We start from the raw sequence: 26,725 nt of genomic DNA, 5'->3' as shown, positions 1-26,725 counted from the left end.
CGCGCATGAGCTACCTGATCAGCGTATTGGACAAGAGCCCGGTGGCCGACGGTGGCACGCCGGAGCAGGCACTGCGCAACAGCCTGCAGCTGGCGCAGCGTGCCGAACAACTCGGCTACCACCGCTACTGGTTCGCCGAACACCATGCCGCACCGACCCTCGCCAGCCCGGCGCCGGAAGTGCTGGCGGCGTGGGTGCTGGCGCAGACCCGGCGCATCCGCATCGGCAGCGGCGGGGTGATGCTGCGCCACTACGCACCGTACAAGGTGGCCGAAAACTTCAACCTGCTGGCAGCGCTGGCGCCGGGCCGCGTGGATCTGGGCGTGGGCAAGGCCCCCGGTGGGCTGCCGGCCTCGACCGCAGCTTTGGCCGCGGGTCGACCGGCCTTCGCCGACTTCGCCCAGCAGCTGCGTGATCTGGAAGGCTATCTGTCCGGCACGCAGGAAGACGCGCAGGCGCGGCCTGTGCCACACAGTGCACCCGAACGCTTCCTGCTGGGCGCCAGCCCGCAGAGCGCGCGACAGGCGGCCGAGCTCGGCTGGCGCTTCGTCTATGCCGCGCACTTCGATGGCGATCCAGCCCATATCGAAGCGGCGTTCGAGGCCTATCGCGCGGTGTCTGCACAGCCGCCGCTGCTGGCCACCGTCGCCTTCGCTGCGCCCACGAGCGAAGCCGCCGCACGCCACATCGGTGCACTGCGCGTCTACAAGCTGCACCTCGGCCCGGGTCAGACGGTGAACCTGCCCAGCCCGGAAGCCGCCGCCGAGTACGCGCGGCAGGTCGGGGTGAGCGATTTCCGCATCGAGGAAGCCCGTCCCAGCGTGCTGTCCGGTGATGCCGCGCACGTGCGGGGCGAACTGGACGCACTGCACCGGCGCTTCGGGGTGGGTGAATTCATCCTCGACACCCCCGTGACCGACCTGGATGCCCGCCTGACATCCCTTGAACTGCTGTCGGCCGCGCCGCGCGCGGCGGTGGCCTGACCTGCAGGAGCGACCCCCATGAGCACCCCTCCGCGCCACATTCCATTCGGCATCATGCTGCAGGGCCCCGGCAGCCACATGCATGCCTGGAAGCATCCCTCGAACCCGACCGACGCCAGCGTCAACCTGCAGTTCTACATCGACATCGCGCGCACCGCCGAGGACAACGGCATTGCCTTCGGCTTCGTTGCCGATGGCCTGTACATCAACGAGAAGTCGATCCCGCACTTCCTCAACCGATTCGAGCCGATTTCGCTGCTGTCCGCGCTGGCGACCGCGACGAAGAAGATCGGCCTCGCCGGCACGCTGTCGACCTCCTACAGCGATCCGTTCACCGTCGCCCGCCAGTTCGCCTCGCTGGATCTGCTCAGCGGTGGCCGCGCCGGCTGGAACGTGGTGACCTCGCCACTGGAAGGCTCGGGCCGCAACTACGGCCGCCCGCACCCGGAGCATGCGCTGCGCTACCAGATTGCCGATGAGTACCTGGACGTGGTGCAGGGCCTGTGGGATTCGTGGGATGACGATGCCTTCGTGCGTGAGCGCGACAGCGGCACCTTCTTCGCGCCGGAGAAATTCCGCCGCCTGGACCACAAGGGAAAGTTCTTCCAGGTGGAAGGCCCGTTGAACATCCAGCGCTCGCCGCAGGGGCAGCCGGTGATCTTCCAGGCAGGTTCGTCCGATGATGGCATCGCGCTGGCCGGCAAGTACGCCGATGCGGTGTTCACCCATTCGCCTTCGCTGGAAGAGACGCGTGGGTTTACCCAGAAGGTGAAGAATTCGGCCATCGCCCATGGCCGCAGCGGCAACGACGTGAAGATCTTCCCCGGCATCGGCCCCATCGTTGGTCATACGGCGGCCGAGGCCGAGGCCAAGTACCAGGCCATTGCCGCGCTGGCCAGCCTGGACGATGCGCTGGCCTATCTGGGGCGCTTCTTCGACCACCATGATTTCAGCCAGTACGACCCGGATGCGCCGTTCCCTGAGCTGGGCGACATCGGCAGCAACTCGTTCCGCTCCACCACCGACCGCATCAAGCAGGACGCCCGCGAGCAGGGCCTGACCCTGCGCCAGGTGGCGCTGCAGGCGGTCAGCCCGCGGCCGAACTTCATCGGCACGCCGCAGCACGTGGCCGACGAACTGATCCGCTGGTTCGATGCCGGTGCCAGCGATGGCTTCATCCTGGGTTTTGCCGCGCAGCGCGAGGGCCTGGATGATTTCGTGAAGCTGGTGCTGCCGATTCTTCAGGCGCGTGGCTACCACCAGCGCGAGCTGCAGGGGCAGACCCTGCGCGACCATCTGGGCCTGCCGCGCAAGGCCAGCCGCCATGCGAGCGACGCCGAGCCGGCGCGGAAGGTGGGGTAGGACGATGAGCGGAGAACTGCCGGTCGCCCCGGGCCACGCCCGCCGACACGATGAAACGATCGGTGTGCTGCCGCAGATCGCAGCACGCGCCGAAGAAGCCATCGCCCTGCGCCACGATCTGCACCGCCACCCCGAACTGGCGTTCGAGGAACATCGCACCAGCGCCCGCGTGGCCGAGCTGCTGCAGGAGTGGGGCTATGCGGTGACCACGGGCGTCGGTGGCACCGGCGTGGTGGGCACGCTGCAGCGTGGGCAGGGCAGTCGCCGGCTGGGCCTGCGCGCGGACATCGACGCACTGCCGATCCAGGAGGCGTCCGGCCTGGCCTATGCCAGCCAGAACGAAGGCCTGATGCACGCCTGCGGCCACGATGGCCACACCGCCATCCTGCTTTCGGCGGCGCACTACCTGGCCCATCACGGGCGCATCGATGGCACCCTGCAGCTTGTGTTCCAGCCGGCCGAAGAGACCGGTTCGGGTGCCTCGAAGATGATCGAGGACGGCCTGTTCGAGCGCTTCCCGGTGGATGCCATCTACGGCCTGCACAACTGGCCGGGCGTGCCGGTGGGGCACTTCGGCTTCGTCGATGGGCCGGCGATGGCATCGGTGGACTGGGCGCGGCTGAAGGTGATCGGCAAGGGCGGCCATGGCGCAGAGCCGCAGGGCAGCGTCGACCCGATCCTGGTTGCCGCGCACATCATCACTGCGCTGCAGAGCGTGGTCTCGCGCAACGTGGACCCGCGGCAGATGGGCGTGGTCACCGTGGGCTCGATCCACGGCGGGCAGGCGGCCAACGTGATTCCCGACGTGGTGGAGCTGAAGCTGACCGTGCGCGCCTACCTGCCGGAAGTGCGCGACACCCTGCGCCGCCGGGTCACCGACATTGCCGAGCAGACCGCCGCTGCGTTTGGTGCGCGTGCCGAGATCGAATTCCCGCGCGGCTTCCCCAGCGTGATCAACCACCCGCAGGAGACCGCCTACATCCGCGAGGTCGCGCGGCAGGGCTTTGGTGACGCGCAGGTGGTGCCGACGTTCGCGCCGCGTACGGCCAGCGAGGATTTTGCCTTCCTGCTGCAGGCGCGGCCTGGCAGCTTCGTCTTCGTTGGCAACGGCGACAGCGCGCCGCTGCACAGCCCGCGCTACGTGTTCAACGACGCAGCCATCGCCCCGGCAGCCAGCCTGTGGGCGCGCCTGGCCGAGCACTACCTGGTGGAGGACGCGGCATGAGCGTGCAGTTCGACAACGAGCGTTTCCTCTACACCTCGGTGGATGACCCGCTGGCGCGGCCGCTGTTCGATGGCCTGGAGCAGGAGTACGACAGCCGCTACGCCGATGTGCGCGGGCGCGTCGGCGGGAGTGCACGCGAGGAGCTGCAGCGCTACCCGGCGCAGGCGTTTGCCGCACCGGTGGGGGCCTTCGTGCTGCTGCTACGCGATGGCGTCGCCATCTCCGGCGGGGCCTTCATGCCGCACCGCGATGCGCACACCGCCGAGTTCAAGCGGATCTGGACGCTGCCCGGCCTGCGCCGCCAGGGCATTGCCCGTCGCGTGCTGCAGGAGCTGGAAGACCAGGCCGCACGCCAGGGCTATCGCCGCGTGTTCCTGACCACTGGCTTCCGCCAGCCCGAGGCGGTGGGCCTGTACCTCAGCCATGGCTACACCGCGCTGTTCGATCTGCAGGCGGACCCGGAGTCCATCGCCCATCTGCCATTCGAGAAACACCTGCACGCGTCGGCGCCGTTGCCGGCGGCCAGTGCTGCACTGCTGCACGGAGCCCATACATGAGCACGCCTTCCACCGCGCTGGAGGGCATCGCCGCCCGCCCAGCAAGCGCACCCGCACCCGCCTTGAAGATCGTACCGGCGCGGCATCCGCTGCAGACCGTCGGCACGGTGCTTGCGCTGGCCCTGATCCTGATCGGGCTGCAGTCGGTGTTGGGCAATCCGCGCTGGGGCTGGGGCACGTTTGCCGAATGGTTCTTCGCGCGCCCGGTGCTGGAAGGGCTGGGCCGCACCCTGCTGCTGACCGCGCTGGGCACCGGCCTGGGCTTCGCGCTCGGCACGCTGCTCGCCTTGGCCCGCGTCTCCGGCTCGCCGCTGCTGTCGGCGGTGTCATGGGGGTACGTGTGGTTGTTCCGTTCAATTCCGCTGCTGGTGCTGTTGCTGCTGCTGAACAACCTCGGCTATCTCTACAGCACCATCGAACTGGGCGTGCCGTTCACCGGCATCAGCCTGTTCTCGTACCCGACCACGCAGCTGATCGGTGTGTTCACCGCGGCGGTGCTGGGCCTGACGTTGAACCAGGCGGCGTTCTCGGCCGAAGTGATCCGTGGCGGTATCCTCTCGGTCGACCATGGGCAGTACGAAGCCGCCGCGGCGCTGGGCCTGCCGCGCGGTCGCCAGGTACGCCGCATCATCCTGCCGCAGGCAATGCGCTCGATCCTGCCGGCGGCCTTCAACGATGTGATCGGCCTGGCCAAGAGCACGTCGGTAGTCTACGTGCTGGCGTTGCCGGAGCTGTTCTACACCGTGCAGGTGATCTACCGGCGCAATCTGGAAGTGGTGCCGCTGCTGATGGTGGCCACGGTCTGGTACCTGGTCATTCTCACCGTGCTGTCGCTGCTGCAGCGGCGGGTGGAGCAGCGTTTCGCGCGTGGCCAGCTGCAGCGCGAGCGCAGCATCTCGCGGGTGTCCTCACCGGTAAGGCCCGCAGCGCAGGGGGAACCGCGCGTGGCCAGCCGACCGCGTGTCGCGGCCCAGGTCGAGCCCGGGCAGGGCGCCGCGGTGGCGCTGCACGGTGTCGGCAAGGTGTTCGGCGAACAGACGGTGCTGGAGGATGTGAACCTTGAGCTGCGCGCCGGCAGCGTGACCGTGCTGATTGGTCCTTCGGGCGCGGGCAAATCGACCCTGCTGCGGTTGATCAACCATCTCGAGCGCGCCGACGGTGGCTATGTGACCGTGGGCGGGCAGCTGATCGGCTACCGCCGCGACGGGGACACGCTGTACGAGCTGCCCGAGCGCGAGATCCGCCGCCGACGTGCCGAGGTCGGCATGGTGTTCCAGGGCTTCAACCTGTTCCCGCACCTGACCGCGCTGGAAAACATCATCGAGGCGCCGATCGCGGTGCGTGGCCTGGCGCGTGCGCAGGCCGAGCAGCAGGCGCGCGACCTGCTGCAGCGTGTCGGCCTGGCCGACAAGGCCGATGCCTTCCCGCGGCAGCTGTCCGGTGGCCAGCAGCAGCGCATCGCCATTGCGCGTGCACTGGCGCTGCAGCCGAAGGTGCTGCTGTTTGACGAGCCGACATCGGCGCTGGACCCGGAACTGGTGGCCGAAGTGCTGAGCGTGATCGAGGAGCTGGCCAGCTCCGGCACCACCCTGGTGATCGTCACCCACGAACTGAGCTTCGCCCGCCGCGTGGCCGACACCGTGGTGATGATGGATCAGGGGCGGGTGATCGAGCAGGGCAGCCCGGAGGCGCTGTTCGAGCGCCCACGCCAGCAACGTACGGCCGATTTCCTGGCCAAGACCCTGTAACTCCCAAGGACTTCCATGAGCCCTGCAGCATCCCGCCGCCCCTCGCGCAGCACCCTGTTGATCGGCGCTGTGCTGGTCATCGGCATCGCCGGCATCGTTTACTCCCGCGTGCGCGCGCCCGCTGATGCGCCTGCCGCCAGTGTGACCCTGGCCGGTGCCGATGCGCCTGCGCTGACCGGCACGCCCGACCCGAAGGCGCAGGCGTTGATTCCGGCGGGCTACCGTTTCGTGACCCCCGGTGTGCTGACCGTGGCAACCCATCCGGCGCAGCTGCCGCTGGCCGACTACGGTGCCGACAGCAAGCAGGTGGTGGGTGTCGAGCCGGACATCGCCAAGCTGATCGCCGATGGCCTGGGCCTGAAGCTGGTGCTGGTGCCGGTGGCATGGCCGGATTGGCCGCTGGGGCTGGAATCCGGCAAGTACGATGCGGTGCTGTCCAATGTGACGGTGACCGAGGAGCGCAAGAAGAAGTTCGACTTCTCCAGCTACCGGTTCGACCTGCTGGGCATCTACACCCGCACCGACGGGCCGATCCAGAAGATCGAGAAGCCGGCCGACGTGGCCGGGCTGAAGGTGGTGGTCGGGGCGAGCACCAACCAGGACCAGATCCTGCGGCACTGGGACCAGCAGAACATCGCCGCCGGCCTGAAGCCGGTGGAGTACCAGTACTTCGACGATGCCGTGGTGGGGCGGCTGGCGGTGATCACCGGCCGCGCCGATGTGTCGTTCGAGCCGAACGCCACGGGTGCGTACTCCGCACGCGACGGCAAGGTGCGCCGGGTGGGGCTGTTCCCCGGTGGCTGGCCGGATGCCGCGGCGATCTCGGCGACCACCCGCAAGGGCAGCGGCCTGGCCGATGCGATCACCGCAGCGTTGAACACGCAGATCCGCAGCGGCACCTATGCGCAGGCCCTGGCGCGCTGGAACCTGGCCGAGGAAGCCGTGCCGCAGTCGCAGACCAATCCGCCGGGTTTGCCGGATCTGTGACCACGCTTGATGGCCGTCGACCGTCCTTGCTTTGGTAGCCGTCGACCTTGGTCTACGCAGAGCGCCAACCAAGGTTGGCATCTACCAGAGCGGCAGAGCGCCAACCAGGGTTGGCCTCTACAGGGCTGCCAAACGCTCCCGCAGCCATCGATGCGCGGGATCGCGGTGCACGCGCTCGTGCCAGAACAGCATCATCTCGAATCCCGGCACGTCGATCGGCGGCTCCACCGCCTTCAACGCCGGATCAGCTTCCACCATCCGCGAAGGCATCATCGCGACCAGGTCGGTGCGTAGCAGGGCACTGCGCAGGAACAGGAAGTGCGGCACCGACAGCACGACTTCGCGCCGTGCACCGACATGCGCCAACGCGCTGTCCGTGTTGCCGTGGAAGCCTCCGCCATCGGGTGACACGATCGCGTGCTGCAACGCGCAGAACTGCTTCAGCGTCGGCCGTCGCTTCAATTTTGGATGGTCGCGCCGGCCAGCAAGGACATACCGTTCCTGGAACAGCGGACGCTGGTGCAGTGACGGCGGCGCTTCAGACGCGATGTGGATGGCAACGTCGATCTCACCACGCTCGCCCTGCGCCACCATCTGCGCCGGCGCCAGGCTGACCACCGCCAGGCGTGTGCCCGGCGCGGCATCGCGGATCGCGGGGAGTGCAGGTAGCACAACGGTGGATTCGCCAAAGTCCGACGCCATGATCCGCCAGGTCTGCTGTGCACGGGCAGGATCGAACGCCTGCACCGGCGCGACGGTGCGCCGGACCGCTTCCAGTGCTTCGGCCAGCGGCTCGCGCAGCGCCTCGGCGCGGGCCGTACAGCGCATGCCGCGCGAACCCGGCAGCAGCAGCGGGTCATCAAACAAGTCACGCAGCCGCGCCAGCTGGATGCTGACGGTGGGCTGGGCCAGGTGCAGGCGTTCGGCCGCGCGGGTCACGTTCTGTTCTTCCAGTAGCGCCTGCAGGGTCACCAGCAGGTTGAGGTCGATGCGACGCAGGATATTGTCCATGGCAATGGGGGCAATTGCGGGAATTCATTTCAACTATAGCGTGATGCTGCCTATCGTCATCGGCATTCCCTGATCTGGTGATCCATGAACGTTCTGCTTGTCTACGCCCATCCCGAACCCACCTCGCTCAACGGCACGCTGAAGGACTTCGCCGTGCGGCGCCTGCAGGCGGCAGGACATACCGTGCAGGTGTCAGACCTGTACGCCATGCGCTGGAAGGCGCCGATCGATGGCGATGACCATCCGGGGCGCGATCCGCAGCGCCCCTTCCATGCCTCGCTGGATTCGCGCGAGGCCTATGCCAATGGCCGCCAGAGTGACGACATTTCCGCCGAACAGGACAAGCTGCGCTGGGCCGACACGGTCATCCTGCAGTTCCCGTTGTGGTGGTTCTCGATGCCGGCCATCCTCAAGGGCTGGATCGACCGGGTCTACGCCTATGGCTTCGCCTATGGCGTGGGTGAGCATTCGGACCACCACTGGGGCGATCGCTATGGCGAGGGCGTGATGGCCGGCAAGCGCGCGATGCTGGTGGTGACCGCCGGTGGCTGGGAGTCGCACTACGCCGCCCGCGGCATCAACGGTCCGATCGATGATCTGCTGTTCCCGATCCAGCACGGGATCCTGTTCTATCCCGGTTTCGATGTGCTGCCGCCCCACGTGATCTACCGCAGCAGCAAGGTGGGCGAGCAGAACGTGGCGGACGTGCTGGAAGGGCTGGGCAGGCGATTGGATGGCCTGGCCACTGACGCGGTGATTCCGTACCGCCGGCAGAACGCAGGGGACTACCTGATTCCTTCGCTGGAACTGCGGCCGGGTCTGGCAGAAGGAGCCGAGGGTCTTGGGATTCACCAGCAAGGGTGATCGCCTTGGGGCGCTCGGGTAGCCGTCGACCTTGGTCGACGGAGAGCGCCAACCAAGGTTGGCAGCTACCAGAGCGCGGGTGTCGTAGATGGCTCTGGCGCTGCTGGGCACAGGCGGTAGGGTGCAAGAGCCCTGTGCCGCGTTGTCGCCGGAGACTCCCCGTGGTGGAATTCACCTTCACGCTCACATATCGCCTGCCGCACGCCCCCCATGACATCGACCTGATCGAGCAGTGCCTGGCCGATGCAGGTTGCGATGATGCACTGTTGGGAAGCGGTCAACCGGGGTACCTGGCGTTGGCCTTCTACAGGGAGTCTGAGAGTGCTGCATCTGCGCTGGCCTCTGCGCTTGAACACGTGCAAAGCGCCGTACCTGGTGCCGAGCTGGTTGATGTGAACCTGGATCTGGCCGGGTAAATAAGCGAGCTCGACTGCGTTCCGCGGAGAGCAGAAAACAGTCGAGCATTGCTCGACTCTACCGTGCTGCGTTACAGCTTCGCCGTCTCCCACCATCGCGTACCCGCCACAGGCGCCTGCATGTCCAGCGCCTGGCCCATGATCGGCGTAGCCACGGGCACGTTCTTCGCCGCCGCCAGCGCGGTGATCCGCTCGAACGGCTGCTGCCATGCGTGCAGGGCCAGGTCGAAGGTGCCGTTGTGGATCGGCAGCAGCCACTTGCCGCGCAGGTCGAGGTGCGCCTGCAGGGTCTGCTCGGGCTGCATGTGCACGAAGGCCCAGCGTTTGTCGTAGGCGCCGGTCTCGATCATGGTCAGGTCGAACGGGCCGTACTCCTCGCCGATGGCCTTGAAGCCGTCGAAATAGCCGGTGTCGCCGCTGAAGAAGACGCGGAAATCGCCGTCCTGGATCACCCACGAGGCCCACAGGCTGCGATCGCTGTCACCCAGGCCGCGGCCGGAGAAGTGCTGGCCCGGGGTGGCGGTCAGGCGCAGGCCATTGGCATCGGTCGACTGCCACCAGTCCAGCTGCTCGACCTTTGCCGCATCCACGCCCCAGGCAATCAACTGGTCGCCCACGCCCAGCGGCGCGATGAAGCGCGCGGTCTTGCCGGCCAGCTGCATCACCGCGGCATGGTCCAGATGGTCGTAATGGTTGTGCGAGAGGATCACGGCTGCGATCGGCGGCAGGTCTTCAATGCTGATCGGCGGTGCGTGGAAGCGTGCCGGGCCCATCCACTGCACCGGCGAGGCACGCTCGGAGAACACCGGGTCGGTCAGCCAGTACTGGCCGCGCAGCTTCAGCAGGATCGTGGAGTGGCCAAGCCGGAACAGGGTGCGGTCCGGTGCGGCGTCCAAGGTGGCACGGTCCAGCGCCTGCACCGGGATCGGGTCGGTCGGCACGGTGCCCTTGGGCCGGTTGAACAGGAAGGTCCACCACAGCTCGACGCCCGCACGCAGGCCCATCGCCGGTTTCGGCAGGACATTCTGGAACCGGCCATCACGGTACTGCGGAGAATCAGGGAAGTCGGGCAGGGACCACGACTTGCAGAAGGTATAGGCGGTCACGGCAAGGGTTCCGATCAGGAGGATGAGGAGCAGGCGCTTCATCAGGGACGTCCGCTGGGTACACTGCACAGTGTAGTTTCCGATTTCAGGAAAGTACACTGGTCGGTGTAAAATATGCGCATCCGTTCAGTTTCCTGGTTCCCTGCCATGTCCCGCGCCCCGCAACGCCTGACCGACCGCAAACGCGAAGCCATCGTGCGCGCGGCCGTGGAGGAGTTCCGCAGCGCCGGCTACGAGGCGACCAGCATGGACCGCATCGCGGCGGCGGCCGGCGTGTCCAAGCGCACGGTCTACAACCATTTCCCCAGCAAGGAAGAGCTGTTCGGCCACATCCTCGAAGAGCTGTGGGAAAGCAGCATGGCCGCCGTCGTGCTGCCGTACCGCGCCGACCAGCCGCTGGACGTGCAGCTGCTGCAGCTGCTCGGGCAGAAACTGGACCTGTTGGGCGATGCCAACTTCATCGACCTGGCGCGTGTGGCGATGGCCGAGATCATCCATTCGCCCGAGCGTGCGCAGGCGATTGTCTGCCGCATGGGCGAAAAGGAAGGTGGCGTGAGCGCATGGATCCGCGCCGCCATCGCCGATGGACGCCTGCGTGAGGTCGATCCGGAATTCGCCGACCACCAGCTGCAGGGCCTGGTGAAGGGCTTCGCGTTCTGGCCGCAGGTCACCATGGGCCAGCCGCCGCTGGGCCCGGTCGAACGGCGCAAGGTCGCCGAATCGGCGGTGGCGATGTTCCTGGGGTTCTACGCACGCTGAGCTGCGCCAGCGACTGCGACATAGCATCGCGTCGCTGTCCACTGATGCAATGTTGTGACGGGATCGCCATCGAACCGACTTGGCCATCTGCGACACTGCGTCAGGATTCCACGGCAAGACCGCCCTATGTCCTTCGCGTCGGCGCAGCAGATCAATGAAGTACTGCAGCAGTCCTACGGCATCACCGCCACCGCGGTGGTCCCGCGCGTGGTGGGTGCCGACGCCAACGCGAGCGTGTTCCGCATCGATGCGCGCGGCAGCCAGTGGTGGTTGAAGTGCCGCAGCTACCAGGTGGCGCCGCAGGTGTGGGACGGTCTGCACTGGCTGCGCGGCACGCTGGGCATCGAGGAGATCGTGGCACCGTGGCCGGCCATGACCGGTGGTGCGTCGGTGCAGCGCTGGGGCCTGCAGTTCACGCTGTTCCCGTATATCGAAGGGCAGTCCGGTTTCGAAGCGCCGTTGAGTGCGGCGCAATGGCAGCGTCTGGGTCAAATTCTCCGCCGCCTGCACACGGCGCAGCTGCCGGAGGCGCTGGCCGAAGGACTGCCGCGGCAATCGCTGTGCTGCGAGGCACTTGAGATGGTAGGGCACTGGCTGCAGGAACCGGCGGCATTGCCCGCCGCGCAGGATCGCTGGGGGCGTGCCTTCCACGCGGTGTGGGCGCTACAGCGCGTGCGCATCACCGCGCTGCACCGGCGTGCGCTGGCGCTGCAGCAGGCGCTGGCCGAGCGTGAGCCGCTGCTGCATCCCTGCCATACCGATCTGCATGCGGGGAACCTGCTGATGGAGCACGACGGGGCGCTGCACCTGATCGACTGGGACGGTCTGTCACTGGCGCCGCGCGAGCGCGACCTGATGTTCGTCGGGGCAGCAGTGGGTGGCCGCTGGGGGCGCGAGCGTCCGCAGGGGTTTGCCGAGGGGTATGGCGATGACCTGGGCGATGCGCAGTGGATCGCGTGGTATCGGCATGTGCGCATCCTGGAGGATCTGGTGGCGTTCCAGCAGATGCTGATGGGCGTGGAGGGCGGTTACCGGCCGCCGCAACAGCGGCGGCAGGCGCTGCATCATCTGGGGGAGTTGTTCGCGCAGGGGAATGTTTTCTGCGCGGCGGAACGGGCCTACAGCGCGGTGTAGGGGTTTCTGCAGGGCTTGCAGCCCTGCACCTGCTCAATGCAACGGCGACGTCAACTGCAACGGCAACTGCAAAAGCGTGCTTTCCGTGGGTTGGCGGGGTGGGTCCGGTTGAGGGGGACGCCGTAAATACGTCCATGTAGGCTTGGCCGCGGCATCCATGCCGCTCACACCCCCTCAACCGGACCCACCCGGCCTTCGACAGTTCTCCGCGATCTGTCAGAACGGCGTTCTGCTTTGGTGGGTGCCGACCGTTGGTCGGCACGGATGAATTCATTCGATATCTGATAGAAAAATCGTGTCGACCAAGGTCGACACCTACCAGCCGCCTGTCGCAGTAGAGCCACGCCATGCGTGGATGAATTCATTCGATATCCCACAGATGTGCCGACCAACGGTCGACACCTACCGACAGCCGCATGTCGCAGTAGAGCCACGCCATGCGTGGATGAATTCATTCGACATCTGACAGATGTGCCGACCAACGGTCGGCACCCACCACCAGCAGTTCCCATCAGCCGCGTGAACCTGTCAGAGGCGGGGCGGTGTGGGTGGGCAGGACCGTTGGCGCCATGGATGGCGCCATCGAGCCCCCATGGATGGGTTTACGGCGTGTCCTGACCACCCACACCGCCCCGCCATCCCACGGAATTCCGCTCTTGATCTTGCTTCGGCCTCTGCAGGTGCAGGGCTGCAAGCCCTGCCGAACAACCCTTACTCGGCCGGCTTGGCCGCCGCCGTCGCCGCCACGCTCGCGGCGCGCCGCGCCAGCACTGCCTCGCGATGCGCGATATACGCATTTGCCGCAAGGATGATGCCGGCACCGATCAGCGTCCAGCGGTCCACGCTTTCGTCAAACAGCAGCCAGCCACCCAGCGTCACCAGCGGCAGCTGCAGGAAGCTGATCGGGGTCAGGGCCGACACTTCGCCCAAGCGCAAGGCGCGCGTCCACAGCAGCTGGCCGACGGTGCCCATCACGCCCGTTGCCACCAGCCACACCCACGCCAGGCCCGTGGGCCAGACCCATACGAACACCGCCGGCACGAGGGACAGCGGTACCCAGAACACGTAGGTGTAGAGCACCACGGTGTCGGCACTGTCCACGCGGGTCAGCTGCTTGATCTGGATGGCCACCAGCGAACTGAGCAGGGCCGCGGCGACGGCGATCAGGCTGCCGGCGGAAAACCCCGCCGTGCCCGGTCGCACGATCACCAGCACGCCGATGAAACCCACCACCACCGCCGCCCAGCGCCGCACGCGCACGGTTTCGCCCAGCCACAGCACTGCGGCAATGGTCACGAACAACGGTGTGGAGTAGGACAGCGACACCGCCTGTGCGAGGGGCAGGTGACCGAGGGCCCAGAAGGCGCAGAGCATCGAGCCCAGGCCGATCGCGCTGCGCACGAAGTAGCGCGGCAGCTGCTGGGTCTTCAGCGGCGCGCGGCCCGGGCGCAGCAACATCGGCAGCAGTGCCAGCAGGCCGAAGGCGTTGCGGAAGAACGCGACCTCCTGGGTCGGCACGTAGCGCGTCGCATAGCGGATGGCGATGGCCATCAAGCCAAACGCCATCGTGCTGGCGAGCATCAGCAGCGCCGCCCGCGCCGGAGTGGCGAGCGCGGGCCGTGCCGTGGTGTTCACCACTGGGCGCCGAGCAGGCGCGGCTCCGGTTCAATCGGCACGCCGAACTTCTCCAGCACCGAGGCGGAGATGCGCCGCGCCAGGTCCAGCAGTTCGGCGCCGGTGGCGTTGCCGTGGTTGACCAGCACCAGCGCATGGCTGGGGGCCACGCCGGCGTCGCCTTCGCGGAAACCCTTCCAGCCGCAGGATTCGATCATCCAGGCCGCCGAGACCTTGCGCTGGTCATCGCGCTCGGCCGGGAACACTGGCAGTTCGGGGAAGTGCTGCAGCAGCACGTCCACCTGTTCCAGCGGCAGCACCGGGTTCTTGAAGAAGCTGCCAGCGTTGCCCAGCACGTCCGGGTCGGGCAGCTTGCGACGGCGGATGGTGATGACCGCATTGGCCACGTCCACCGCGCTGGGCAGTTCCACGCCCTGTGCCTGCAGTTCCTCGCGGATGCCGGCGTAGTCCATGCGCAGGGCGTGCAGCAGCGGCAGTCTCAGTTCGATGGCGGTGATCAGGTAGCGGTCGGGCTGCTGCTTGAATACGCTGTCGCGGTATCCGAAGCCACACTGTTCGTTGTCCATGCGCACCCAGGCCTGCTCCTGGCAGTCCCAGGCTTCGACGGTCTGGATGAACTCGCCCACCTGCGCGCCATAGGCACCGATGTTCTGGATCGGCGCCGCACCGGCGGTGCCGGGAATCAGCGCGAGGTTTTCCAGGCCGGACAGGCCTTCCTGCAGCGAAAACATCACCAGGCCGTGCCAGGACACGCCGGCGCCGGCGCGGATCACCGCGTGGTCGGCACGGTGTTCGAGGAAGCTGATGTCGCGGTTGCCGAACACCAGCACGGTGCCCGGCAGATCATCGGCGATGAGCACGTTGCTGCCGCTGCCCAGCACCAGCAGCGGGCCATTGGCCACGCTGGGCAGGGCCAGCACGTCCGGCAGCAGGGCAGGGTCGTGCAGTTCCAGCAGCTGCGCCGCGTTGGCGCGCACGTGGAAAGTGTTCAGCGCCTGCAGCGGGGCGTTTTCGGTAAGGGTCCAGCGCAGCGGTGCGGCGGAAGTGTCGTGGCCGTTCATGGGCGCGCTCACAGCGGCGCCACCGCACCACGGCTGGGCGCTTCGCGGCGGCGACGGATCGCCTCCACGCACTCGGCCACCAGCGACGGGCCACGGTAGATCAGGCCGCTGTAGCACTGCACCAGCGCGGCACCGGCGGCCATCTTGGCCACCGCGTCTGCACCGGAGAGGATGCCGCCCACGCCCACCAGGGGCACCGATTCGGGCAGGCGCGCGCGCAGGCGACGTAGTACCAGGGTCGACTGGTCCAGCACCGGCGCACCGGACAGGCCGCCGGCCTCGCTGGCCAGCGGATCGCCGGCGATGCGGCTGCGATTGATGGTGGTGTTGGTGGCGATCACGCCGTCCACCTGCAGTTCGCCCAGCACGCGGGCGGCGGCGTCGATGTCGCGCTCGCTCAGGTCAGGCGCCACCTTCACCAGCATCGGCACGCGTCGACCATGCTGCGCGGCCAGGGTCTCCTGGCGCTCACGCAGCTGGCTGACCAGCTGGCGCAGCGCGGTCTCTTCCTGCAGCTCGCGCAGGCCGGCGGTGTTGGGCGAGGAAATATTGACGGTAATGTAGTCGGCCAGCGCATACACCTTGTCCAGGCAGGTCGTGTAGTCATCGACTGCCTGCTCGTTGGGGGTGTCCTTGTTCTTGCCGATGTTGATGCCGAGCAGGCCGCGGCGGTTGCGCGCGCGCTCGACGTTGCGCACCAGCGCATCGACACCGGCATTGTTGAAGCCCATGCGGTTGATGATGGCCTGGTGCGCCGGCAGCCGGAACAGGCGCGGCTTCGGGTTGCCATCCTGCGGGCGCGGGGTGATGGTGCCGATCTCGACGAAGCCGAAGCCCAGCGCGAACAAGGCATCGATGTGCTCGCCGTTCTTGTCCAGGCCGGCGGCCAGGCCGACCGGATTGGGGAAGGTCAGCCCGAACACGGTGCTCGGCATCGGCGCGATGCGTGCGGCCAGCAGCGGCGTGGTGCCGGTGCGGTAGGCCAGGTCCAATGCGGACAGACCGAGGCCGTGGGCGCGCTCGGCGTCGAGCGAGAACAGGAAGGGGCGGGCAAGCGAATACATGCGTCGGTTCAGTCCAGCGTGCCGAGGAAGGCTCGGGTTCGATATTCAAAGGCGACCTGTCCATCCACCGCATGGGCGTTGAACAGGTCCTGCAGCGCAGCCAGCATCGGCGCATGGCGCGGGTGCCCGGGCTGCGGTGCGTAGGAGGAAGACAGCAGGCGTCCGCGCAGGGCGTCGAAGTCCAGCTGCTGCACGTTGGGCAGCTCGATCATGCCGCGCAGGCCGGGGCCGAACCAGGCCTGCATGGTGGCATCGTCCTGGTAGCGCTCGGCCACGGCGGTGTAATCGGTGCCGTAGTCCAGCAGCAGCTGCTCGTAGCCGACCAGGAACGGGCTGGCATCGAGCAGGCGCGAATTCCAGTAGACCAGCGCCAGTCCGCCCGGGCGCAGGATGCGCTGCCATTCGGCACGCACCGCCACGGTGTCGAACCAGTGGAAGGCCTGCGCGGCGCTGACCAGATCGACGCCGGCATCGGCCAGCCCGGTCGCCTCGGCGCGGCCATCGACGGCGCGGAACAGCGGAAACTGCGGTGCCAGCCACTGCTCGGCCGCCGCGCGCATGGCCGCATTGGGCTCCACGGCCACCAGCGGATGACCCGCGGCCAGGAACGGGCGGCTGGAAATGCCGGTGCCGGCACCGACATCGGCGACGAGCGCCGCAGTGGGCACGGCCATCGGCCCGTGCAACCAGTCCATCAGCGCAGCGGGATAGTCCGGGCGGTAGCGCACGTAATCGGCGACCCGGCTGCTGAAGCGTTCAGTGCTGTCCGACGCGCTCATGGCGGTCAGTTCGACAGCGTGGCCAGCCAGGCCAGACCGCCGAAGAACAGGACGAGGACCAGCAGGCCCAGGCCCAGCATGATCACGTTCAACCAGCCCAGGATGAGGCCGGTCAGGGCCAGCCCATCGCCTTCCAGCTCGGCGGGGCGGCGGCGGATCTCGCTGCGGGCCATGTGCCCGGTGATGATGGCCACGATGCTGGCCACGAAGGGCAGAACGGTCCAGCTGGCGATGCCCAGCACCAGGCTGAGGACGGCCAGGCCGCTTGTCTGTCGGGGTGCCACGCTCATGGGGATCCTCCTTGGCAGTGCACACATGATAGTGCCTGCGGGCCGGCAAGCCCATGGGCGGCAGCGCGGCAGCGTGGCGGCTGGGGTAGGCGTCGACCTTGGTCGATGGAGAGCGCCAACCAAGGTTGGCAGCTACCGGGGCGGAAGCATCAGCCCATCAACACCTGGCCACCATCCACGTTGAGCACGTGGCCGGTGATCCAGCGCGCCAGCGGCGAGCACAGGAACAGCGCGGCATCGGCGATCTCGCGCGGGTGGCCGAAACGACCGAACGGGATCCGCGCCAGGGTGGCCTGGTACAGCGCGGGATCCTCCACGCGACGTCGGTCCCACAGGCCATCGGCAAACTCGATCGAGCCCGGCGCGATGGCATTGACCCGGATGCGGTCCGCCGCCAACGCCAGCGCCTGCGAGGTGGTGTAGTGCGAGAGTGCGGCCTTGGCCGCCGCATACGGCGCGCCACCGGGGCGGGGCTGCTGCGCGGCGATCGAGGACAGGTTGAGGATGCAGGCGTCATCGGAGGCCCGCAGCCAGGGCAGGGCCAGGCGGGAGACACGTACGGCCGCCATCAGGTCGATCTGCAGGCTGGCCGCCCAGCCGTCCTCGTCGTCGGCCATGCCGTAGCCCGTGGCGTTGTTGACCAGCACGTCAATGCCGCCGAGCGCATCGGCGGCGGCCTGCAGCCAGCCGCCGATCTGCTCGACCTCGGCCAGATCGGCCGCGACAACATGCACGGGCGTGCCCTGTGCCTCGGCATCGGCCTGCAGTGCCTGCAGCCCGGGCAGGCCGCGGGCGCAGACCGAGACCCGTGCCCCGGCGCCGGCGAATGCCAGCGCCAGTTCACGGCCGATACCCTTGCTGCCGCCGGCGATGAGTACGCGGCGGCCGCTGAAGTCGAGGGTCGGAGCCCCTGTGGGGATCCGACCCTGGGCAGGGGTCAGATCCCCGGAGGGGCTCTGACCCGCAGCAATGGCCGAAACCTCTGCCATTACAGGTCGAACTTGATGCCCTGGGCCAGCGGCAGGGAATCCGAGTAGTTGATGGTGTTGGTCTGGCGGCGCATGTAGACCTTCCACGCATCCGAACCCGACTCGCGACCACCGCCGGTGTCCTTCTCGCCACCGAACGCGCCGCCGATTTCCGCACCGGACGTGCCGATGTTGATGTTGGCGATGCCGCAGTCGCTGCCGGCTGCCGACAGGAACTTCTCGGCGGTCTTCAGGTTCTGGGTGAAGATCGAGGACGACAGGCCCTGCGGCACGCCGTTCTGCATGTCGATGGCTTCATCGAGGCTGTCGTACGGCATGACGTACAGGATCGGCGCGAAGGTTTCGTGCTGGACCACCGCGTCGCTGTTCTTCAGGCCCGAGACAATGGCCGGCAGCACGAAGTTGCCTGCACGATCGATGCGGGTGCCGCCGGTTTCGATGGTGCCGCCGGCGGCCTTGGCCTGGGCGATGGCATCGAGGAACTGCTGCACGGCGCCGTCGCTGTTCAGCGGGCCCATCAGGTTGGCGGCATCGGTCGGATCGCCGATCTTGCCTTCCACCTGCTTGTAGGCCTTGACCAGGGTGGCCAGCACGTCGGCGTAGATCGAGCGGTGCACGATCAGGCGGCGGGTGGTGGTGCAGCGCTGGCCGGCGGTACCGACCGCACCGAACACGATGCCCGGCACGGCCAGCTTCAGGTCGGCGGTCTCGTCGAGGATGATGGCGTTGTTGCCACCCAGCTCCAGCAGGCAGCGGCCCAGGCGACGGGCGACCTTCTCGTTGACCGTGCGGCCGACCTGGGTCGAGCCGGTGAAGCTGATCAGCGGTACGCGGCGGTCGTCGACCATCTTTTCCGACAGGGCGGTGCCGGCGTCGTTGACCAGGAAGAAGATGTCCGGGAAACCGGCTTCGCGCAGCGCGTCGTTGCAGATGCGCATGGAGGCGATGGCGGTCAGCGGGGTCTTGTTGGACGGCTTCCAGATGCAGATGTCACCGCAGATGGCGGCCAGGAAGGCATTCCAGCTCCACACCGCGACCGGGAAGTTGAAGGCCGAGATGATGCCGACCAGGCCCAGCGGATGGTACTGCTCGTACATGCGGTGGCCGGGGCGCTCCGAATGCATGGTGTAGCCGTACAGCATGCGGCTCTGGCCCACGGCGAAATCGGCGATGTCGATCATCTCCTGCACTTCGCCGTCGCCTTCGGGCTTGCTCTTGCCCATTTCCAGTGCGACCAGCGAACCCAGGGCGTCCTTGTGCTTGCGCAGCGCTTCGCCGCACAGGCGCACGGCTTCGCCGCGGCGCGGGGCCGGGGTGGTGCGCCAGTTCTTGTAGGCTTCCTGGGCACGGGTAATGACGGTTTCGTACTCGGCCTCGGTGGTGGCGCGGACCTGCGCGATCGGCTCGCCGGTGGTCGGGTTGACCGGGGTGATCAGCTCACCGCCGGTGGCGCTCGACCATTCCCCGTTGCCCAGGTAGGTGCCAGCGTTGATCGCGTCCAGACCAAGGGACTTGAGCAGCTCGGAAGACATGCAGACTCCTGTGTTTCGTTACGTAGTTGGTGCCGCCGCGGGCAGGTGGGGGATGCGGTGGACTGAACCGGCGATGGTAGCAGAGGGATGTGGCCGGGCTTGGTGCGGTGCGGGGTGGGGTGGTGCCAGAGGCTTGACGTCGCGAGCGTCACGATTTGAGTCGGGGTAAATTGCTGCAAAGTGATATAAATCATGGGTCTGCGTCTCGCTTGAGGTCCCGTTGCGACACATGAACCTCAGCTGGCTGCTATCTTTTGTGACGGACTTCAGACACAATCACGCGGTATTCAATAGAACCGCAACGAAATGCAGGCGCCGGCTGGGGAGACCGGAGCCGCTTTGGATCTCGCCCGGATCTGCGGAACCTTCATAGGAGTTGTCTCGTGCTACATGGATCCGTAGAAGAGCTTGCCAGCCACCCCAGTCGCTCACGCAGGCGTGTAGAAGCGCGTGCCGCCCTCGAACTGGCGTTGCGCCTCGGTGACGTGGTCGTCGTGCCGGTTTCGGCCATTCTTTCCCACGTGCTTTTCTATGGTTCGGCCGCGCCGGACCCGTCGCAGCGGGTGGTGTTTGGTGCCGTGCTGCTGAGCGCGATGGTCTGCTTCATGATCGGTCCGGTGTACCGGGCGTGGCGGGGTCGTGGTCTCGTGGTGGATCTGTGGATCCTGCTGCTGGCGTGGTCCTGCGGCTTCGGGTTGTTCTCTTTCTACGCGGTCCTGGTCGACATGGCCGGGGCCGTTCCCACGCGCTGGCTGCTGACCTGGTATGTGTCGGGCCTGCTTGGCATGGTCGGCGTGCGCGTATTGTTGCGGGTGCAACTGCATCGCCTGCGCGCGCGCGGCCTGGATCGCGAGCGCGTGCTGCTGGTCGGCCTGCGCTCGTCGGGGCTGAAGCTGCATCGCCTGCTGCGCGGCAAGCCTGAACTGGGCAAGGAAGTGGTCGGCTATTTCTCCGCCAAGGGCGATCTTGCGACGCGCCGCGGCGGCGATGCGCCCCGTTGCCTGGGTGCGCTGGCCGACCTGCCGCGCTACATGGACCAGCATCGTGGCGAATTCGATCAGCTCTGGGTGTCGATGACCCCGGGTGATGCCGGTGACATGAAGGCCATGCTGAAGCAGATCGAGCGCTTCCCGGTGCCGGTGCGGCTGATTCCGGACACCACGGGCTGGGGCACCCTGAATCCGGGCGTGCACCAGGTTGGCAACGTGCCAATGATCGGTGTGCGCCAAGGCCTGGCGGACCACAATTTCCGGTTGGCCAAGCGCATCGAGGACATCCTGGTGGCGGGCCTGGCGGTGATCATGCTGGCGCCGGTATTCGCGGTGCTGGCGATCGGCGTCAAGCTGAGCTCGCCTGGTCCAGTACTGTTCCGCCAGCGCCGCCATGGCCTGGGGGGCAAGGAGTTCTCGATGCTGAAGTTCCGCTCCATGCGGGTTCATGCGGAAGGTTCTTCGGACAAGATCACCCAGGCGACGCGCAACGATCCGCGCGTGACCCGCTTTGGCGCCTTCCTGCGCCGCAGCAGCCTGGATGAGCTGCCGCAGTTCTTCAATGTGCTGGGTGGCAGCATGTCGGTGGTGGGGCCGCGGCCGCATGCCGTGCAGCACAATAATCACTACGAGCGCCTGATCGACCGCTACATGCACCGCCACTATGTGAAGCCGGGCATCACCGGCTGGGCGCAGGTGCATGGGCTGCGTGGCGAGACCCCTGAGCTGCGCTCGATGAAGAAGCGCGTGCAGTACGACATCGACTACATCCGCCGCTGGAGCCCGACGCTGGATGTGCGCATCATTGTGATGACGGCATTCAAGGTGTTGGGCCAGAAGTCGGCATACTAGGCACCGAGGCTGTTGTCGGCGTTGCGCCGGCCCCGTCCACGTGGAAGCGCCCGGTCTGCAGCAGCGACCGGGCGCTGCGTTTCATGTATCGAAGAACTGATGGAAGCCGTAGTCCGTGTTCAAGAATATTCTGGTTGTATGTGTCGGCAACATCTGCCGTAGTCCGTCGGCTGAAGTGATGCTGCGTGAAGCAGTGCAGGGCAAGGGCATCACGGTGTCCTCGGCCGGCCTGGGGGCCCTGGTCAACCATGGTGTCGACGCCACCGCACAGGCGCTGTTGGTCGAGCATGGCCTGGATGGCAGCGGCCATCGTGCGCGGCAGATCGACCGCAGCATCCTGGGGGCTTCGGATCTGGTGCTGGTGATGGAGCGCAAGCACGTCCATCGCATCATCGAGATCGCGCCGGAGGCATCGGGAAAGACCTTCCTGCTGGGCAAGTGGCAGTCCGATCGCGAGATTCCCGATCCCTATCGCCAGCAGCGTGCTGCGTTCGAGCACGTCTACACGCTGATGGATGAGGGCATTAAAAGCTGGGTGCGTTACCTCTGAACACCCGCGACCTGCCAGGGGCGCGACAGATGGAAGGCCGGGAGCAGTAAGCTCCCGGCCTTTCTTTCAATCGCCGACAGTACGCAGGTTGCCGTAGAAGAAGCGCTCGTCGCGGTCGCCGGTCATGCCGTACAGGCCGTACTTGCGCCCGAGCATCGCGCCGCCGTCGCGGATCAGCGGATTCCAGTTGAACGCGGCACGACCGCGGGTGGAGCGCGGCAGGAAGCCATCCAGCGGAATGCTGAAGTAGATGCCCTTGTCGAAGCTGCCTTCGCCGAAGTCGCGCGCCGAGACATTGGTTTTGGTCGCATAGGCACCCATGGTCACGCCGTTGTCGAACACGCGGGCAAGGTCCAGCGTCGCGCCCTTGTCGCCTGCGAGGTACTGGCCAACCGACAGCGAGCCGATGATGCGCTGCTGGGCGTCGAACGCGTAGAAGAACGTGGCATGGCCGGTGGTGATGCGGTAATCGCGCAGGCCGAAGTGCTGGTCGTAGTCGCGCTGCTGTACCCGGTTGAGGTTTGCGCCCACCGCCCAGCGCTCGCCGCTGGGGCGGTACAGCAGCTCGCCGCCGACGCCGGCATACATCCACTCGAGGTAGCCCGCATAGGCAATGCCATACAGGTCCGGTGCCAGTCGCCCGGCGATGTTGGCCTGCAGGTTGGGCAGCATGACATCGGACGTGGTCAGGTACTGGCGGATGTCCGTGCGCACGCGCGGCAGGCGGCTGGGGGCGTTGTACTTGAACTTGTGGTAGTTGTTGGTGACGTCGGCACTGACGGTGCCGGTCAGCCAGATGTTGTCGCGCAGGAATAGACTGCCCGTGTAATTGGCGGCGACCTGGTACAGGATGAATCCGTCGGGACCGCCGAGGTTCTGCCGGTAGCCGACGTTGAAGCCGCCACCGAACGGCGAGCGCTTGGGCTTGTACAGCGTCTCCCGCGCACGCGCGTCGGGCGCCTGCAGCTCCGTGCTCCGGCGCAGGACGTCTTCGCTGACGGTGCCGTCCAGGTAGCCGGCGAACGCTTCGCGGTTGATCGACAGGTCGGCGATCGGCATGCCCACGCGGGTGGTGCGCAGGGTGAACCAGTCGTAGTCGTCGCCGGTCGCATTGGCAAGGATGCGCGTGGCGCGCCCCAGGCCCTTGGCGGCGTGCAGGTAGCGGGTCTGGTAGCCATCGATGTACAGCTCGTCGCCGCGGCGGGAGATGCGCTCGACACGGAAGCCGGCATTACGCTGCAGTTCGGCGGTGACCGCTGCCCAGTCGGGGCTGATGGCGGGTGCGGCCGCGGAAGCATCGCTGCTGTTGGAGGCATCGCGCTGGTCGGCGACGGCTGCCGTGGGCAGCAGGCGCTGCGGGGGCGGGTCGAACGGCTTCGGTGCCGCAGGCGTATTGCCCGGGTTGCCGCGCAGGGTGAGCGAGAACATCGCCGCGTCACCGCGCTCCCAGGCGGCGGTCAGCTCGACATTCCGGCTGGGCACATAGACCAGGCCTACGTTGATGGGCGTGCGCTGGCGCAGGTTGTTGTTGCGGGGCTCGCGACGATAGTCGTTGCCGTCGTACTCGACCTTGAGCAGCAGCTCGTCCATTGGCGTCTGGTAGGTGATGCCGCCGAAAATACCGACCGGGCCCTTGAACATGTTGCTGAGACCGAATTTGCCGGCCTGGGAGATAGTGCTGGTGCCAACGGGACGCCGATCCTTGAACCGGTCATCGAGGGCGCCGAGCGGATTGGAGAAATCTCCACGATTGCCGATGTAGCCGGTGGCAAAGCCTATGGACGCATCGATGGGGCCGAAGTTTTTGTTGGCGACGAGGTACTCGCTTGAGAAAAAGCCGGTGCCGCCAAGATCTCGCACGCCGAAGGCCACTTCCGGCAGCATGCGCGACTCTTCCCAGAGACGCAGCTTGAAGTCGATCGACTTGTCCTTGTAGTGCTGGTTGCCGGCGTAGCTTCGCCCGTAGTACAGGTTGTTGACGTTGATGTAGCGGAAGGACGCCTCCAGCCACGGGAACGGCTGCATCGTCAGGTTGTAGCGGGCATAGGGCGAGTTGTACGACGCAGTGAAGCTCAGGTCGCCATCGTCGGCCATTCGCGCAGTTGGTGTCTGCAGCAGACCGATGCCGCCCCACTCATTGGCGGTGGGCGGTGGCGCCTCCTGTGCATGCAGCGCGCAGGACAGCGACAGGGCGAGCGCGCTCAGCGCGAAACGGGCGGGACGCGCCAGGCGCGCACGCGGGTTGGGCTGGGTCATCACGGGTTGACTGGCTGGGTGGCGATGAACGCGGCGAAGTCGCTGTTGAACAGCGGATCGAGGCGCTTGAGAAGCGAGGCGCGCAGCGGGACGAACAGCGTGCCGCCGGCGGCAATGGCCTGGGGATCGGCGCGGTTCCACAGGGCGATGCCCAGCTGCTGGACCCGGCCGTCGGGCTGGATCACGAAGATGTCATTGCGGTCGGCGAGGGAGCTGGGCCGGCAGTCACGCAGGTAGTCGCGCGCATCGCGCTGCGGGACGTGGGGAAGCACGCAGGCTTGCCCGACCGCGCCCATGACGGTGATCGTGCGCGGCCGCTGCGGGAAGCGCAGCGTATCGCCGGCGGCGAGCACCGGATTGTTTGCGGGCTGGACCTGGATCAGTCGTGCGGAACTGGCGATGGTCATCCGCCCAGTGGCCGGATGTGCGTCCAGCCACGCCTGGAGTGTCTGCGCCAACGCCGAAAGCTGTGGGTCGCTGGATTCTGCCAATTGCCCGGCGCCATACTGCAGACCGGCGCGAAGGCGCACCTGCCTCTCCAGGGCCTGCGGCCGCTCGAAGCTGGCGCCCAGCAGGTAGGCGTCAGCGCGTGGGCGGGCCAGCAGCAGGGCATCGGCCAGTCGCGCGTTGGCCGGCAGCTCGAGCGTGCCGGTCGTCTCGGTCGCGCCCTCGATGCGCACTGGGGTCGCGTGGACGGCGCTGGCTGCAAACAGCGCGGCGATGACGGCCGCGCCGGAAAATCGAAACGTCATGGCTCAGTCCTTGGCCGAGCGATAGGGTTTGAGCTGGGTCAGCTCAGCAACACGGCCGGGCGCCAGATACTGACGACTCTTCCAGATGAAGCCGGTGGCCGGATCGGCCCAGTAGACATTGCGGCCGTGCATGCCGCCGCCCTGCAGTTGTTCGTCAAAGCGCTGGAGGGTGTGGCGCGTGCCGAGGATGTCCACCTGTTCGAGTGCACCCTTGCTCAGGGTGCCGGTCACTGCCACGTCGACCTGGTAGGCGGGAACCCAGTCATAGCGGCGCTGCACGGTCACCGGTGTGGTCACCGTGCGCAGGTCATCGAAAGGCGAAGCACCGTCGATCCGCGCGTGCCACTGCTGGCCAAGACCGCTTCCGCCCAGCAGTAGGCCGTGGCGGTCCAGCTCGAACACCGCGTGCGAACCTGCGTACCACTGCTGGCGGCCACCATCGATGTAGCCCAGCACGGCCACGGCGACGATGTCGGGCGTATCCACCTGCATCTGTGGGAAACGATTGCTGGCGACGCCTTCGGCGGTGGCCTGCGCCGGGCGATGCGTGATCAGACGGAAGGTGTCCGCCGTAGACCGGCTGCCGGTAGTGCAGCCGGTGAACAGCAGGGCCGCGACGACGGCCGGCAGCAGCGCGCGAAGTGCGCGCCGGGCCAGACGCTGGCTGGCCGCATCCATGCGGGCCATGTCAGTTGTCCCTGACTTCGGTTCCGGTACGCGCCGCGTTGTACAGGATGCTGGTGAAGGGCAGCAGCTGGTTCACGAAGCGGTTCCAGCGGCTGACACCGGCGGCGCCCACGAACACGACGTCGCCCGGCTGAAGATGGAACTGGCTGCCTGCGGCGAATGCGGTGGGAGAGCGTGCCTCCAGCTGGTAGACCATCGAGGGCTCCTGCTGCAGATCGGTGCTGCCACGGATCACGTACACGGCGTTACCGTTGGCGGTCTGCTGCAGGAGGCCGCGTGCACGGCCCAGTGCCTGGTTCAGCGAGACATCGCCGGTGCGGAAGCTGTATGCGCCGGGCAGGTTGACTTCGCCCACCACGAAGATCTCCTTGCGATCCAGGTAGGGCACGAAGATGGAATCGCCATCCTTGAGGAACAGCTGGCGGCCGCCGAATTGGCGGGCCAGGGATTCCAGGTTGATGGTGTAGGTGGTGCCGTCACGGCTGAGCTGGATGCCCGACAGGTCGGCCTGGGCGCTGTTCAGCCCGGCCTGGCTAATGGCGTCGGCGAGGGTCAGCGGCGACGTGCCCAGGGCGATCGGCGAGGATCGCTCGGCGGCGCCGGTCACCCAGACGCGCTGGCTGCCGTAGGTGAGGACGGAGACGTCAACCTGCGGTGACTCCACGTACTGCGCCAGGCGGCGGCTGATTTCTTCGCGGATTTCGACCGGCGACTTGCCGGATGCCTTGACCTTTCCGATATAGGGGTAGAACAACGTGCCATCGCTCTGCACCAGGCGGCCGGCGAGGGCGCCTGCCTGCTGCGAGCCTGCCGGTACGGTCAGCTCAGGGTGATCCCAGACGGTGACGTAGAGAATGTCGCCGATGCCGACCTTGTACGGTTCCGGCTGGTAGTCGAACAGGGCATTCGGCAGCGATTTCTGCGCCCGCGCCGCATTCTCCTGGGCAATCAGCTTCGGCGTGATGGTGACGATTTCCAGCTGGCCATCGCCGCTGTGGCGGTCAATGGCGACGTCGCCGCGGCGTAGATGCTGGCCCGGCGCAAGCGCGCAGCTAGACAGCGCCAGCGCAGTGAGTGCGGCGGCAAGAAGGCGAGGGGTGGTGTTGGTCATGAGGATGAAATTCTGGCGGGCATAAA

Annotated in this window: 25 protein-coding genes; 12 read left to right on the top strand and 13 right to left on the bottom strand. The window is 67.1% G+C overall.

Annotated elements, in window-relative coordinates:
- The first annotated feature begins 5 nt into the window (after positions 1-5).
- Genes ACVOK1_RS03000 through ACVOK1_RS02975 form a run of 6 tightly spaced genes read left to right on the top strand, consistent with a single transcriptional unit; the run spans position 6 to position 6,862 of the window.
- Positions 6-983 carry an LLM class flavin-dependent oxidoreductase gene (locus tag ACVOK1_RS03000; protein ID WP_481561056.1) on the top strand — a complete coding sequence of 326 codons (978 nt, stop codon included), beginning with the start codon at positions 6-8 and terminating at the stop codon, positions 981-983.
- Between the two features lie 18 nt (positions 984-1,001).
- Positions 1,002-2,345, top strand: a complete 1,344-nt coding sequence (locus ACVOK1_RS02995; protein WP_481561055.1) for an LLM class flavin-dependent oxidoreductase — start codon at positions 1,002-1,004, stop codon at positions 2,343-2,345.
- 4 nt (positions 2,346-2,349) lie between these two features.
- Positions 2,350-3,570, top strand: a complete 1,221-nt coding sequence (locus ACVOK1_RS02990; RefSeq protein WP_481561054.1) for a M20 aminoacylase family protein — start codon at positions 2,350-2,352, stop codon at positions 3,568-3,570.
- On the top strand, positions 3,567-4,127 hold the full coding sequence (locus ACVOK1_RS02985) for a GNAT family N-acetyltransferase (protein WP_481561053.1): 561 nt from the start codon (positions 3,567-3,569) through the stop codon (positions 4,125-4,127). Before ACVOK1_RS02990 ends, ACVOK1_RS02985 begins: the two co-directional genes overlap by 4 nt.
- Positions 4,124-5,875, top strand: a complete 1,752-nt coding sequence (locus ACVOK1_RS02980; RefSeq protein WP_481561052.1) for an amino acid ABC transporter permease/ATP-binding protein — start codon at positions 4,124-4,126, stop codon at positions 5,873-5,875. The genes ACVOK1_RS02985 and ACVOK1_RS02980 overlap by 4 nt, the downstream gene beginning before the upstream one ends.
- 15 nt (positions 5,876-5,890) lie before the next feature.
- Positions 5,891-6,862 carry an ABC transporter substrate-binding protein gene (locus ACVOK1_RS02975; RefSeq protein WP_481561051.1) on the top strand — a complete coding sequence of 324 codons (972 nt, stop codon included), beginning with the start codon at positions 5,891-5,893 and terminating at the stop codon, positions 6,860-6,862.
- 117 nt (positions 6,863-6,979) lie between these two features.
- Here ACVOK1_RS02975 and ACVOK1_RS02970 read toward each other — a convergent pair whose 3' ends face one another.
- Positions 6,980-7,873: a LysR substrate-binding domain-containing protein gene (locus tag ACVOK1_RS02970; RefSeq protein ID WP_481561050.1), complete on the bottom strand. Its 894-nt coding sequence runs from the start codon at positions 7,871-7,873 to the stop codon at positions 6,980-6,982.
- Positions 7,874-7,957: 84 nt separating this feature from the next.
- On the opposite strand from ACVOK1_RS02970, the gene ACVOK1_RS02965 reads away from it, so the two are divergent.
- Positions 7,958-8,737, top strand: coding sequence for an NAD(P)H-dependent oxidoreductase (locus tag ACVOK1_RS02965; RefSeq protein ID WP_481561049.1), 780 nt, complete (start codon positions 7,958-7,960; stop codon positions 8,735-8,737).
- 161 nt (positions 8,738-8,898) lie between these two features.
- Positions 8,899-9,153 (top strand): hypothetical protein, encoded by a 255-nt coding sequence (locus ACVOK1_RS02960; RefSeq protein ID WP_108768671.1) that lies wholly within the window; start codon positions 8,899-8,901, stop codon positions 9,151-9,153.
- 71 nt (positions 9,154-9,224) lie between these two features.
- On the opposite strand, the gene ACVOK1_RS02955 is transcribed toward ACVOK1_RS02960, so the two are convergent.
- Complete coding sequence (locus ACVOK1_RS02955) at positions 9,225-10,301, bottom strand: MBL fold metallo-hydrolase (protein WP_481561048.1); 1,077 nt, start codon at positions 10,299-10,301, stop codon at positions 9,225-9,227.
- A 105-nt stretch (positions 10,302-10,406) separates the two neighbouring features.
- On the opposite strand from ACVOK1_RS02955, the gene ACVOK1_RS02950 reads away from it, so the two are divergent.
- Positions 10,407-11,018, top strand: coding sequence for a TetR/AcrR family transcriptional regulator (locus ACVOK1_RS02950; protein WP_108770667.1), 612 nt, complete (start codon positions 10,407-10,409; stop codon positions 11,016-11,018).
- A 126-nt stretch (positions 11,019-11,144) separates the two neighbouring features.
- Positions 11,145-12,152: a phosphotransferase gene (locus tag ACVOK1_RS02945; RefSeq protein ID WP_481561047.1), complete on the top strand. Its 1,008-nt coding sequence runs from the start codon at positions 11,145-11,147 to the stop codon at positions 12,150-12,152.
- Between the two features lie 711 nt (positions 12,153-12,863).
- On the opposite strand, the gene ACVOK1_RS02940 is transcribed toward ACVOK1_RS02945, so the two are convergent.
- The 7 genes from ACVOK1_RS02940 to amaB form a co-directional block, all read right to left on the bottom strand.
- Positions 12,864-13,733 carry a DMT family transporter gene (locus tag ACVOK1_RS02940; protein WP_481561085.1) on the bottom strand — a complete coding sequence of 290 codons (870 nt, stop codon included), beginning with the start codon at positions 13,731-13,733 and terminating at the stop codon, positions 12,864-12,866.
- A 50-nt stretch (positions 13,734-13,783) separates the two neighbouring features.
- Complete coding sequence (gene murB, locus ACVOK1_RS02935) at positions 13,784-14,848, bottom strand: UDP-N-acetylmuramate dehydrogenase (RefSeq protein WP_481561046.1); 1,065 nt, start codon at positions 14,846-14,848, stop codon at positions 13,784-13,786.
- 8 nt (positions 14,849-14,856) lie between these two features.
- Positions 14,857-15,912 (bottom strand): quinone-dependent dihydroorotate dehydrogenase, encoded by a 1,056-nt coding sequence (locus ACVOK1_RS02930; protein ID WP_481561045.1) that lies wholly within the window; start codon positions 15,910-15,912, stop codon positions 14,857-14,859.
- An 8-nt stretch (positions 15,913-15,920) separates the two neighbouring features.
- Positions 15,921-16,691 (bottom strand): class I SAM-dependent methyltransferase, encoded by a 771-nt coding sequence (locus tag ACVOK1_RS02925; RefSeq protein ID WP_481561044.1) that lies wholly within the window; start codon positions 16,689-16,691, stop codon positions 15,921-15,923.
- 5 nt (positions 16,692-16,696) lie between these two features.
- On the bottom strand, positions 16,697-16,981 hold the full coding sequence (locus ACVOK1_RS02920; protein WP_108768676.1) for a DUF4190 domain-containing protein: 285 nt from the start codon (positions 16,979-16,981) through the stop codon (positions 16,697-16,699).
- Between the two features lie 149 nt (positions 16,982-17,130).
- Complete coding sequence (locus tag ACVOK1_RS02915; RefSeq protein WP_481561043.1) at positions 17,131-17,970, bottom strand: SDR family NAD(P)-dependent oxidoreductase; 840 nt, start codon at positions 17,968-17,970, stop codon at positions 17,131-17,133.
- On the bottom strand, positions 17,970-19,502 hold the full coding sequence (gene amaB / locus ACVOK1_RS02910) for an L-piperidine-6-carboxylate dehydrogenase (protein ID WP_481561041.1): 1,533 nt from the start codon (positions 19,500-19,502) through the stop codon (positions 17,970-17,972). The genes ACVOK1_RS02915 and amaB overlap by 1 nt, the downstream gene beginning before the upstream one ends.
- Before the next feature lie 383 nt (positions 19,503-19,885).
- Between amaB and ACVOK1_RS02905 the strand changes: the two genes are divergently transcribed.
- Both ACVOK1_RS02905 and ACVOK1_RS02900 read left to right on the top strand, forming a co-directional pair.
- On the top strand, positions 19,886-21,343 hold the full coding sequence (locus ACVOK1_RS02905) for an undecaprenyl-phosphate glucose phosphotransferase (protein WP_481561040.1): 1,458 nt from the start codon (positions 19,886-19,888) through the stop codon (positions 21,341-21,343).
- Positions 21,344-21,458: 115 nt separating this feature from the next.
- Entirely contained in the window at positions 21,459-21,893 is a 435-nt protein-coding gene (locus ACVOK1_RS02900) for a low molecular weight protein-tyrosine-phosphatase (RefSeq protein WP_481561039.1), read from the top strand.
- A 66-nt stretch (positions 21,894-21,959) separates the two neighbouring features.
- Here ACVOK1_RS02900 and ACVOK1_RS02895 read toward each other — a convergent pair whose 3' ends face one another.
- The 4 genes from ACVOK1_RS02895 to ACVOK1_RS02880 are packed head-to-tail and all read right to left on the bottom strand — an operon-like array spanning position 21,960 to position 26,699.
- Positions 21,960-24,149: a YjbH domain-containing protein gene (locus ACVOK1_RS02895; RefSeq protein WP_481561038.1), complete on the bottom strand. Its 2,190-nt coding sequence runs from the start codon at positions 24,147-24,149 to the stop codon at positions 21,960-21,962.
- The gene (locus ACVOK1_RS02890; RefSeq protein ID WP_481561037.1) at positions 24,149-24,901 is read right to left on the bottom strand and encodes a capsule biosynthesis GfcC family protein; all 753 of its coding nucleotides are present in this window, start codon (positions 24,899-24,901) and stop codon (positions 24,149-24,151) included. Before ACVOK1_RS02890 ends, ACVOK1_RS02895 begins: the two co-directional genes overlap by 1 nt.
- A gap of 3 nt (positions 24,902-24,904) precedes the next feature.
- Positions 24,905-25,588 (bottom strand): YjbF family lipoprotein, encoded by a 684-nt coding sequence (locus ACVOK1_RS02885; RefSeq protein WP_481561036.1) that lies wholly within the window; start codon positions 25,586-25,588, stop codon positions 24,905-24,907.
- A gap of 1 nt (position 25,589) precedes the next feature.
- Complete coding sequence (locus tag ACVOK1_RS02880) at positions 25,590-26,699, bottom strand: polysaccharide biosynthesis/export family protein (protein ID WP_481561035.1); 1,110 nt, start codon at positions 26,697-26,699, stop codon at positions 25,590-25,592.
- Between the last annotated feature and the right edge of the window lie 26 nt (positions 26,700-26,725).

This window comes from Stenotrophomonas sp. STEN087, from assembly GCF_056759115.1.
Note: the sequence above shows the minus strand (reverse complement) of the source record. Positions and strands in the feature narration are given on the sequence as shown.